Origin of the sequence: Rhodococcus sp. WS3 (assembly GCF_003797085.1) — a bacterium.
Classification (GTDB): domain Bacteria; phylum Actinomycetota; class Actinomycetes; order Mycobacteriales; family Mycobacteriaceae; genus Rhodococcus_F; species Rhodococcus_F globerula.
Genome location: NZ_RKMA01000001.1, coordinates 2,345,828 through 2,355,747 on the forward strand (window position 1 = coordinate 2,345,828; position 9,920 = coordinate 2,355,747).

The 9,920-nt window shown below is 59.2% G+C and carries 10 protein-coding genes; 2 read left to right on the forward strand and 8 right to left on the reverse strand.

The features are described 5' to 3' along the window. Positions 1–62: 62 nt before the first annotated feature. From EEB13_RS32005 to EEB13_RS10640, 5 genes are all read right to left on the reverse strand, one after another. Complete coding sequence (locus EEB13_RS32005) at positions 63–188, reverse strand: hypothetical protein (protein WP_261984494.1); 126 nt, start codon at positions 186–188, stop codon at positions 63–65. A gap of 136 nt (positions 189–324) precedes the next feature. Beyond that, the gene (locus EEB13_RS10625; protein ID WP_141485198.1) at positions 325–1,449 is read right to left on the reverse strand and encodes a 3,4-dihydroxy-2-butanone-4-phosphate synthase; all 1,125 of its coding nucleotides are present in this window, start codon (positions 1,447–1,449) and stop codon (positions 325–327) included. Next, positions 1,449–1,922: a flavin reductase family protein gene (locus EEB13_RS10630; protein ID WP_141485586.1), complete on the reverse strand. Its 474-nt coding sequence runs from the start codon at positions 1,920–1,922 to the stop codon at positions 1,449–1,451. Before EEB13_RS10630 ends, EEB13_RS10625 begins: the two co-directional genes overlap by 1 nt. A gap of 482 nt (positions 1,923–2,404) precedes the next feature. Continuing rightward, positions 2,405–3,574: an LLM class flavin-dependent oxidoreductase gene (locus tag EEB13_RS10635; RefSeq protein ID WP_141485199.1), complete on the reverse strand. Its 1,170-nt coding sequence runs from the start codon at positions 3,572–3,574 to the stop codon at positions 2,405–2,407. 86 nt (positions 3,575–3,660) lie between these two features. Continuing rightward, entirely contained in the window at positions 3,661–4,401 is a 741-nt protein-coding gene (locus tag EEB13_RS10640; RefSeq protein ID WP_141485200.1) for an SDR family NAD(P)-dependent oxidoreductase, read from the reverse strand. Between the two features lie 417 nt (positions 4,402–4,818). Here EEB13_RS10640 and EEB13_RS10645 point away from each other — a divergent pair, with 417 nt between their 5' ends. Continuing rightward, positions 4,819–5,610 (forward strand): enoyl-CoA hydratase/isomerase family protein, encoded by a 792-nt coding sequence (locus tag EEB13_RS10645; protein WP_187328526.1) that lies wholly within the window; start codon positions 4,819–4,821, stop codon positions 5,608–5,610. A gap of 250 nt (positions 5,611–5,860) precedes the next feature. Here the strand turns inward: EEB13_RS10645 and EEB13_RS10650 are convergent, their stop codons facing one another. Further along, a complete protein-coding gene (locus tag EEB13_RS10650) occupies positions 5,861–6,460 on the reverse strand; it encodes a TetR/AcrR family transcriptional regulator (RefSeq protein WP_187328527.1) in 600 nt (199 codons plus the stop codon). Between the two features lie 543 nt (positions 6,461–7,003). Here EEB13_RS10650 and EEB13_RS10655 point away from each other — a divergent pair. Then, entirely contained in the window at positions 7,004–7,840 is an 837-nt protein-coding gene (locus EEB13_RS10655; RefSeq protein WP_141485203.1) for a mycofactocin-coupled SDR family oxidoreductase, read from the forward strand. Between the two features lie 367 nt (positions 7,841–8,207). Here EEB13_RS10655 and EEB13_RS10660 read toward each other — a convergent pair whose 3' ends face one another. Both EEB13_RS10660 and EEB13_RS10665 read right to left on the reverse strand, forming a co-directional pair. Continuing rightward, positions 8,208–8,597, reverse strand: a complete 390-nt coding sequence (locus EEB13_RS10660; protein ID WP_141485204.1) for an ArsR/SmtB family transcription factor — start codon at positions 8,595–8,597, stop codon at positions 8,208–8,210. 251 nt (positions 8,598–8,848) lie between these two features. Then, positions 8,849–9,649, reverse strand: a complete 801-nt coding sequence (locus EEB13_RS10665) for an enoyl-CoA hydratase/isomerase family protein (protein WP_141485205.1) — start codon at positions 9,647–9,649, stop codon at positions 8,849–8,851. Positions 9,650–9,920: the final 271 nt, after the last annotated feature.

A 9,920-nucleotide genomic window follows, 5' to 3' on the forward strand; every position in this document is an offset into this window, starting at 1 on the left:
GCCTCGTATTCAGGAGTAAGAAGGAGTAATTCGCAACTTTCGGCCGTACGCCGCAAAACTGTTCACAGAATCGCCCCGGACAGGGTGTTCTCCACACCGGTACGCAAACGTGCATGCCGATCGATCGGATACTCGACCACTTCGAACAGCACGTCTACATACTCGTGAATGTTGTAGTTGCGAAACAATTTTCGACCACCTTGCATCGTGATGATGCGGCGGGTTATGCGCAGTGCGTCATCCCGTACAATCTCGGTTCCGTTGCTTCACAACGTAATTAAAGTATTCCAACGACCAACCAGTGCGATCATGGTTCAGAAAATCTCAGAATTCGTCATTCCCAGCTGCGACTCGCGTAGCATCCTGTGACGTGACACCGGCCCACGAAAGCCGATCCGGGCTGGCGGGCCCGTCGAGCAGGCTTATGGACGTGGCACCGAGACTATGCAGAATAGCCGCGAGCGCACCATCATCGGCCTCTGTCCAAGCGTGTGCAACCGGTAGCACAGCGCCGCGACCATGGGGGCGCCTGAGGTAGACGAGCAAACCTCCGTCCACCGCGATTCGCTCGGTTGCCTTGGCAAGTTCACGCCCGCAGAAACATGACTCCGACTCGAGGATGCCGCCCATCGTGCACTCCACATGCACTGACACAACGGGGCGCACAGGTGTACCCGGACCGCGCACCACAATGTGCTCGGCGCCGGTGATCTCATCGACGAAGCCCACGACGTCGAGGGCGCTGCGGATGGCATGCCATGGCGTTCCGACAGCGCGGGTGACTCGGCCTCGGGCACCTTCACCGACAAACAGGCGGTGCGTCACGAGATCAGCGATATCGACGATCGGATGGCCGTGACTATCACCGAGATCCGTTATGTCTGCCTCACGAACAATTTCTCCGTCGTCTCGTACAAGTTGCCCAGCAAGGGCGACCGGTGGCAGACCTGCCAAGCGACAAAGTTCCACCGCAGCTTCGATGCGCCCCGGATTGACAACAACACCCCCGTCGGAAGCGACGACAGGCATGAGGTGCCCAGGGCGCGTGAAGTCGGCGGGAGTGGAACCTGGATCAGCCAGCACCCTCGCGGTCCGAGCCCTGTCGATTGCGCTTATACCTGTCGTTATCCCAACGGCAGCATCGACAGACACGGTGTGCGTCCTCGTTCGTGGGCTGTCTCCATTACGCACCATCAGCGGCAGGTCGAGATCCTCGGCCAGATCCGATGGAAGCGGGGCATACAGAAAGCCCGACGACCACCGGACCGCCCAGGCCGTCCAGGCTGTATCCGCAAGCGCAGCGGACATCACCATGTCGTAACCGCCACTGGAACCGGGTTCTGCACACACAAGTACCGGTCGGCCGGCCTGCAATGCCGAAACTGCCGATTGAATCGCGGATCGGCCTTGCCACCTATCACCCCGAGGTGGTGCCGGCGTCAGGGACATCAGGTTGCCTCGGTCGCGAGTGTCCGGAAACCACTGCCATGGAAGACCAGCGGTGCAACGTCCGGATGGTCTTGCATAGCTTCGACCCGAAGCAGAACCACATCGTGGTCCCCGGCCCGCACGATCTCATGGACGGTGCACTCGAGCCACGCAACGGCCCCATGCAGCAGCACCGCACCACCATCGGTCACCGTATAGGACGTATCCGCGAACCGGTCGTTCGCCGACTTCGAAGCGAGCCGACGGCACATGACGCCTTGGTCGCTTCCGAGCACCGACAGACCGAGTCGTGGGCGGTCGACAAGTAGCGGCCAGGTCGTCGACGTGTCCTGCACGCACACCGACACCAGAGGTGGGTCGATCGAAACCGAAACGAAGGAGCTCGCTGCGAAACCTACTGGGGAACCATCGCGCAGGGCACAGACCGCTGTCACCCCGCTCGGGAAGGTGCCGTAGACAGCGCGCAGTGCCATCGGTTCGGAAGGGTTCGGGATAATCAAGGGAAAACCTCCAGCATTTCAGGGATCTCGCCGGCCACGTAGCTGCCTGCGAGCTGGACGCGCCACTGGGGCCACTGCCGCTCATCCGCTCGACGACCGATTGGTAGTCGAGCGGATGAGCATTGGACACCGCGGCGCCGGACCGGCAGGGAACCTTGAAGCCGGACCAGCAGGGATCTTGGAGCCGGACCGTATCATGTCCAAGCCTGCAGGCCTGACCACCGTGACCTACATTCGCCTGGGTCCCAGCGGCATCACATTCACATCGTGATGATAACTCTCACAACCGTTTCCGGCTGGTTGCGGAACACCGCAATCGCAACTTCGGCCGACTCGAGTCCGCACTAACTCGTCGAGAAAGTCCCCGCCGGTGCGAACGGCACCGGCGGGTGAAGGACTTCGTCTCCACCTACAGTGGGAATTGACATCTTGTCGTTCCCCCGGACCGATACCCCCTATCGGGGGGTGCGCTCCGCCGCGTCCTCTGCGATTGCTTTGTCCTGCGCGGCACGGAATTCCGCACCGAATGCTTTTCGACCCGCGTACAGGCGATCCCACGACGACACGAGCGGTGCCGAAGTGCCCTGGAATTCAGGAATGACATACTGGGCAAACAGTTCCAACGATTTCTTTGTTGCCGCCTGATTAGCCCAGTCGCTCCCGGCAAGCAGCAGCGTCCCGAAGCCGCCTGACTGCTTCTCGAGTCGACTGACAAGTTCAATGGCCTGTTCGGGTGTACCCACCACTCCCATGCCACTCATATTCAGACCATCGACCATTTCCTCGTGGGTTGTCGCAGCGAGTACCTGTTCGATGTCCACGGCTTCACCCGCGAACGGGCCGGTAGCACCGAACTTCGACATCGGCACCAGGCCGTGGCGCACATCCTCGTATGCTTGCTCTTTCGTTTCGGCGAGGTGAATCGGGGCCATCACCCGCCAGTTGTCGCGGCTCACCGACTGCCCCGACTCTTTCGCTCGTTCCTCCATCAGACGCCAGGTCTCACCGACAAAGGAAAAGCCGCCGTTCGGATCGGTCGCAGCGATCGACAGAAGGCCGAATCCGTAACGGCCAGCGAGCTTCACACCCGACGGTGAGCGGACCGAAGCAACTGCGATCTCGAGATCGCGGCCCTTGTACGGCAGGACCTGCAGACGTGCGTCCTGGAGGGTGAACCAATCAGTCTTCATGTCGACGGTCTCGCCCTTGAGCAACCGGCTGATCGCGTCCAAGCCTTCTTCCATCATGCGGCGCTGGTTATTCGGTTCGATGCCCATCATATGCGCATCGGTCACAAGGGCTCCTGGACCCGCACCAAAGGTGAACCGACCTCGAGTAAGGTTGTCCAACAGCGTAATACGTCCCGCTGCAACCAAAGGATGGTGGTAGGGCACAGAAGTGACACCGGTACCGAACCGAATGTCGCGTGTGCGCTGCGCTGCCGCCGCAATGAGGAGGTCCGGAGCTGAAACAATCTCGAACCCACCGGAGTGATGTTCACCGATCCACACTTCGTCGTATCCGAGCCGGTCCATGTGCTCGATGATGTCGAGGTCGTGCGCGAGCGATACCGATGGACTCTTCCCAGGAATGTGGTACGGAGACATGAAGATACCGAACTTCATTGGAGTTTTCCTATCCTTGAATTTATTGATCTCGGTTTCTGAGGGTTGAGGCATGGGAGCCTCAGACCTAGGCAGTAGCGGCGACGTCAGTGCATCGAACGTCCACCATTGACATGAAGGATTTGCCCTGTGATGTACCGTGCGCGATCCGAACCGAGGAAGACTATCGCCTCTGCTATCTCCTCGGGACGCCCGAGACGGCCCATCGGCACCAAGGCCATCATCTGCGGATCCGAGTCGGCGTCGACCTGACCGTCCGCGAGCGTTCCACCTGGGCCGATACAGTTCACTCGTACCGAAGGGCCGAGTTCAGCCGCGATCACACGTGAGAACGAAATGACTCCACCCTTACTCGCCGAGTACGCAGAGAGTCCGGGATACGGGATGCGTGCCGCGCCCGAAATAACGTTGACAATCGCCGCACCTTCTTGCTCGCTCAGTACCGGCGCCCAGGCGCGGCACATGAAGAAGGTGCCGTCGAGGTTTACGGCCAGAGTGCGCCGCCAAACATCATCCGAAGTCTCCGTCATCAGCGAGTTCGGGTAAATACCAGCGACATTGGCCAGTACATCGACCGTACCGACGGCCTCGATAACTCGTTCCTTCATGCTCTCGACGCTTGCCGACAACGAAACGTCGACGTCGACAGCGAAGTGGGAGACTCCGTGCGAATCAAGGGTTTCGAGAGCTCTCTTGGCTGCGTCGCCGTTCAGATCGGCGACGACAACTTGCGCTCCGCGCGATGCAAAGAGTTGCGCAGTCGCCAGACCGATGCCCTGGGCGCCGCCGGTCACGATGACCGTTTTTCCCGCAAGTTCTAGGTTCATATGCCCTCCGAGGTAACTGTTGTGCTGGCAGGGGTTAGCAGTGGGCCGCACAGAACGCGCGGCTGAAGACGGTTACGACACGCTGGCCCTACTCCCGCGTTTTCCGAATGACCAGATGCCAGGTCGGAATTTTCGAAGCGCGTGCCGTCACGGTCGAATTCGATGGCTGTGCGACGAGATCGATGCAGGGAAGCCGGGTCTGTCGCGAGCGCAACTGGCAGACTCGGTGGCTTTCTACCATTGGTGCCACCCCACATCCTCGAAGCTTCGATAAGCCTCTAATGATTTGCATCACAAGTCAAGGTTTTAGTTTGATGAAAATCTGAAAAGTGTCCCAAATGCTCATTTTTATCCCCCTTTGCAGATTCCGCCATGCTACAGTTTTGCATCAATCGAACTATGGAAGGGCATGGTGCAATGAACGATCTGCTGGTGGACAGGCTCGAGAACACAACAGTCTTCACGCTGAACCGACCAGAGGCGATGAACGCCTTGAACGGCACGATCATGTCGGAACTCGAGGAGGGCCTACGGGAGTTCAACGCTGACGACACCCAACGGGTGGCCATCATTACCGGCGCCGGCACAAGAGCTTTCAGCGCTGGCGGAGACCTCAAGGCCATGGCTTCAGGACCGGCAAAGAACGCTGTTCCGCTCTCTCCCCAGCCGGACATCGCGGGTGTCGCCGCAAGCGAGAAGCCAGTGATTGCCGCGATCAATGGATTGGCCGTTGCGGGCGGACTCGAATTGGCGATTTGCGCGGACATCAGAATCGCCGCGGATACGGCATGGTTCGGCGTATTCGAAGTCAAGCGAGGATTTCTCGCGGGTGTGGCCGCTAACGTTCTGCCGCGTCTGATGCCCTTCGGAGCTGCGATGGACCTGATGTTGACGGGCGAGCGTCTTTCCGCCGAGGACGCACTTCGTCTTGGACTGGTACAGAAGGTCGTTCCTGCCGAGAAACTCCTCGACACAGCAATCGAGAAAGCTGCGGCCATCGCATCACACTCGCAGGTAGCAGTGCGGGGCACCAAGCAGGTCCTACGCTACTGGCGCGACGTGCAACTTGCCGAGCAGCAGAAGTACTACGAGTCGGTCATGCAGCGCGTACTGCTCGCTGGCGACTTCGTCGAAGGCGCTCACGCTTTTGCAGAGAAACGCGAGCCTGCTTTCGCCAACGGCTGGCCCGATCCGTTCAGCAACCGGTGAAGATGCAGTAACAGCTGAACTCGAACCCGGCGGCGCCTTGCGCGATAGTTACCAGGGATGCGTGAACGCCAATTCGTTTTCTGTGACGACCAGCGTTCGGCGCCGCCGGAAGTACAGGATACTGGCCGCAGCCACAGTCGCCGCTCGGGACTAGTGGCTGCTACATGGCTGCCGCTACATCGGCGCGGGTCTCTCTCCTGCAAGCGAATTCGACCGTCATTGCTAGTGCGGTAGGTGTTTTACCGCAAACTCATTGCAGCGAAGCCTCCGACTTGGGCGCGAACAAGATCGGTGCAGCAAGTGCGCGTGCCGCCGTAAGCCATTCCGGCAACATCGCAGCCAATGTGGCACTCAGGTCGTCGTCTCGATCGGCCTCCTGCAGCGATTCCAGCAAAATAGCAAGGATTCCCCCGACCAAGAACGACGCCGCCTTCCCCGCGTCCAGGCTGCCGGGCTTGCCAGGCGACTGATGGATAGCCGCGGTCAGTTGGTCTACCAACGTTGTCTTCAGTTCGGCAAGCGCCGGCAACTGTGTATCGGAGACTAGAACTGCAGAACACAGGCGGCGATGCTGCCCGAGATGGGCAAACAAATCTTCGAAAGTAACCGAGGCAGATGCTCCGTCCTGACGATCTACGTTGCGAACCTCTCCCGGCTCGAATTCGTCCAAGATCGACCGGAGCGCTGCGACTCCTACTTCTTCGATCCCCGTGAAGTGAGCGTAGAACGAACTCCGACTCACCCCTGCCTCACGAACGAGTTCGGCGACGGTTGGCATCTTGTCTGCCTCCAGCAACCGTTCGAAGGCCTCCAATAGTTGTCGACGAGTCCGCATCGAGCGCGGATCCATCGGATCTCCCTCCCGCATGAAAACTGCAGGTGGAATGCCAGTCAAGCCCATGAGGTCACCTCCATTTTTCATAAACACTAACAGCTGACATCGGACAGGTGTCCGTTAGTGTTTTCGCGGAACCACCGCAGAACGAAGGCGATGAGATGCCAACGACGGCCACTCATGCGTTTGTCTCCGAGCGCACCAGTGTCAGGCAAACTTCGTGTTCTGCCACCCTCGGATACACGTTGGATGCGAAAGACCTTTCAAATTAACGTTTTTCGGCGCGGATGGCCCGAAGCAAACGCAGTGGCCACACCCCTCGCCAGGGAGATTCCGAAAGCCGTTGATCGGCATAAGATTTCACCCAATCCCCGTGTGGCACGTCCAGAACTGGCGGCCTGCATTTTTCGAGGTTGGGTGACTACAGGCGCTTGACAGACCCTGAGAATACTTAGATCATTGCAAATGCATCTAAATGTAGATGCTGATCCTACTTCACCCATGACGGTTTCCACGAAGATCGTGATGGCCGTCATATCCCAAGCCGGAAGGTTTCAAATGGCTGGAAGGGTTCAGGGCAAGGTCGCATTCATCACGGGCGCTGCTCGCGGGCAAGGACGTAGCCACGCCGTACGTCTGGCCGAAGAGGGTGCAGACATCATCGCAATCGACATCTGCAGTCCTATGGATTCGGTCGACTATCCGTTGGCGACGCCCGACGATTTGGCAGAAACCGTGCGGTTGGTTGAGGCCCTCGGCCAGCGCATCGTTGCCACGCAGGCCGACGTACGTGATTTCGGCGCGGTGGAGGCGGCTGTCAACGATGGTGTTGCACAACTCGGACGACTGGATATCGTCGCCGCCAACTCAGGAATCTTCAGTGCTGCCCGTATGGAGAACCTCGAAGAAAATGCCTGGCGGGAAATCATCGACGTAAATCTCACAGGTGCATGGCACACAGCCAAAGCCACGATCCCGCATCTCCGCGAGGCCGGCGGCGGCGCGATTGTCATCACCAGTTCGGTTGCAGGACTTAGAGGCGCACAGAACGCCGGCGCATACGTGGCATCCAAACATGGCGTGGTCGGTCTGATGCGCAGCCTCGCCCTCGAACTCGCCGAGGATCATATTCGTGTCAACACCGTTCACCCGGCAATGGTTGACACACCGATCATTCAGAATCCCTATATGTACGAGGTATATGCGCCCGATTTGACCCCGGAGCAACGGACCAAGGAGACGATGGCCGACAGGTTCGGCATGTCCCACGCGCTTCCGTTGCCGTGGTTGGAATCCGTTGACATCTCCAACGCCGTTCTGTTCCTTGCCTCAGATGAAGGGCGCTACGTCACAGGCGTCGCGATGCCGGTCGATGCCGGCTGCATGCTGCAATAATGCGATCGGTCACCTCGCAGATGACAGGACAAAACTTGCCTATCGAGCAGGCGATCTCACCACTCCATCGCCACGGATAGGTTAAAAGCGTCTAGGTGAGTGCCGCTCGATAGAAATGTGCGGCACTCGCTGGCAGGAGAATCCGGCCATTGTGTGCCCGACCTGTTGCCCAATTGAGGCGTCCTGCCATTGTTCGAGGATGATCGAACGGACTACGGATAGTTCGAGGCGGACGATGCACCCTTTGTGGTGGTGAATTCTCTCGTTGGAAATCTCGTATGCAGGCGCGTCCACACCAAGTAGCGACTTACAAATCTGGGTTGCGCTCCCGCCTCAAACAGCGACGACCCACTGCGCGAACTCTCGTTCACCAGGTAGTGACCACCGGAACATGCTCCGCACCAACGGCTACCGGATGAGCCGCGTGATCTGTCATTGCCTGCCCGTGTCCCCTGCCCGTGGCCGCGGGAAATTTCAGCACGCCACCATCAACCGGCGCGATATCCGGAGCAAGTACCGAAATCGCCTCGAGCAGTGCGTGCAACGCTTCGGGGCGAAGCGTGTAGAAGTTGTTACGACCCTCCTTGCGGAGGTACATGAGACCAGCTTGTATAAGGATCTTCGTGTGGTACGAAATCGTGGGTTTGGAGACGTTCAACGTGTGCTCGAGCGTGCTGCAAGGAAGCTCGTCGACGGCGCACAGTTGGCGAACGATGCTCCAACGAACCGGGTCACCGAGAGCACGAAGAAGGTCCATCGGACCGACCTCAGCCAGCGAGTCAACTGACACACCCGCATCGGACATGGAATCGGTTCGATCTTGTGACCACTCCATTGCACCCTGCATAAGTCCATCATAAACCACAACATGTCGTTAACTATCAAACAGATTGTGATAGTGACAACGGTAACTCGACGCCGGCGACTGTTTCACCTCAGTCAACCGTGTTGGCCGGACCATCTTCCACACGAGTGACTCTGCACATTCGCCGCGCGTTCTGTGACCGCTCAGTCACCGGTGAATACCGGTCGACGGCGCTCTTGACTGGCGGCGATCCCCTCGTGCAAATCCGCGGTAACCATCGTCACCGGTTGCGCCAGAGACTCCCAAGTCACGGCAGCCGCCAGACCTGCGCGTCCCTGTTCGAGTCCCATCTTGGTCAGCTTGGTCGGAATGGGTGCCGCCGAGGCAATTGTCCGCGCCACATCAATCGAATAGCCGAGTACATCGTCCTGCACGCCGGTTACCAAACCTAATCTGAGAGCCTCGTCGGCCAAGACGTCACGGCCCGTATAGAGCATCTCCCGCGCCCAGGCGTAGCCGATGACCTCAGGCAAAAGCGCCGTGATTCCCATGCCCCCGTGCGTGCCCAAGAAGTTGAAGGGGGTCTTGAACAGTGCATCGTTGCTCGCATAACGCAGATCGCAGGCTAGTGCAAGGCAAACGCCGGCACCGACTGCTGGCCCATTGATCGCCGCGATCACCGGGAATGGCATCTCCCGGGGCGCCAGCCAAGAACGGTAGAAGGGTGCCATCTTTCGCTGCAGCCGATCGGGGGTGCGTTCACCCGAAGGAGCGTCGTCCAGCCAAGACAGGTCCGCCCCCGAGCAGAACGACGTACCACTCCCCGTCACCACCAACGCCCGTACATCACGATCATTCTCAATCGCGTCGAGCGCCTCGGTCCAGGACCAAGTCATCTCTTCCGTCATCGCGTTCCGCAGATCAGGCACATTGAGAGTCAACAACCGAACGTGCGGGGCAGGCTCGCTCAGGAGCACAGCCTGCTGTTGATCCGATTGCGTCATCGGTTACTCCTAGTGCGTAGGTCGCGCGGGTCTCACGTGAACCTGAAAATATGAGGCATAGAGATGCGATTGTTCAGAAACTATCACACGATTGGACCGGCTTTGCCGTGGTCACGGATCGAAGAATCAGCTGCAGAACACACTGCATCGGACGTGATCCCCGCGCCGAATCACCCGGCAAGGAGGGCTTCGCCCTACTTACCGCGGATTGCGTCGAATACCTTGGGGTCGACCAGGGTTGAGGTGTCTCCGAGGTCGCGGCCTTCGGCGA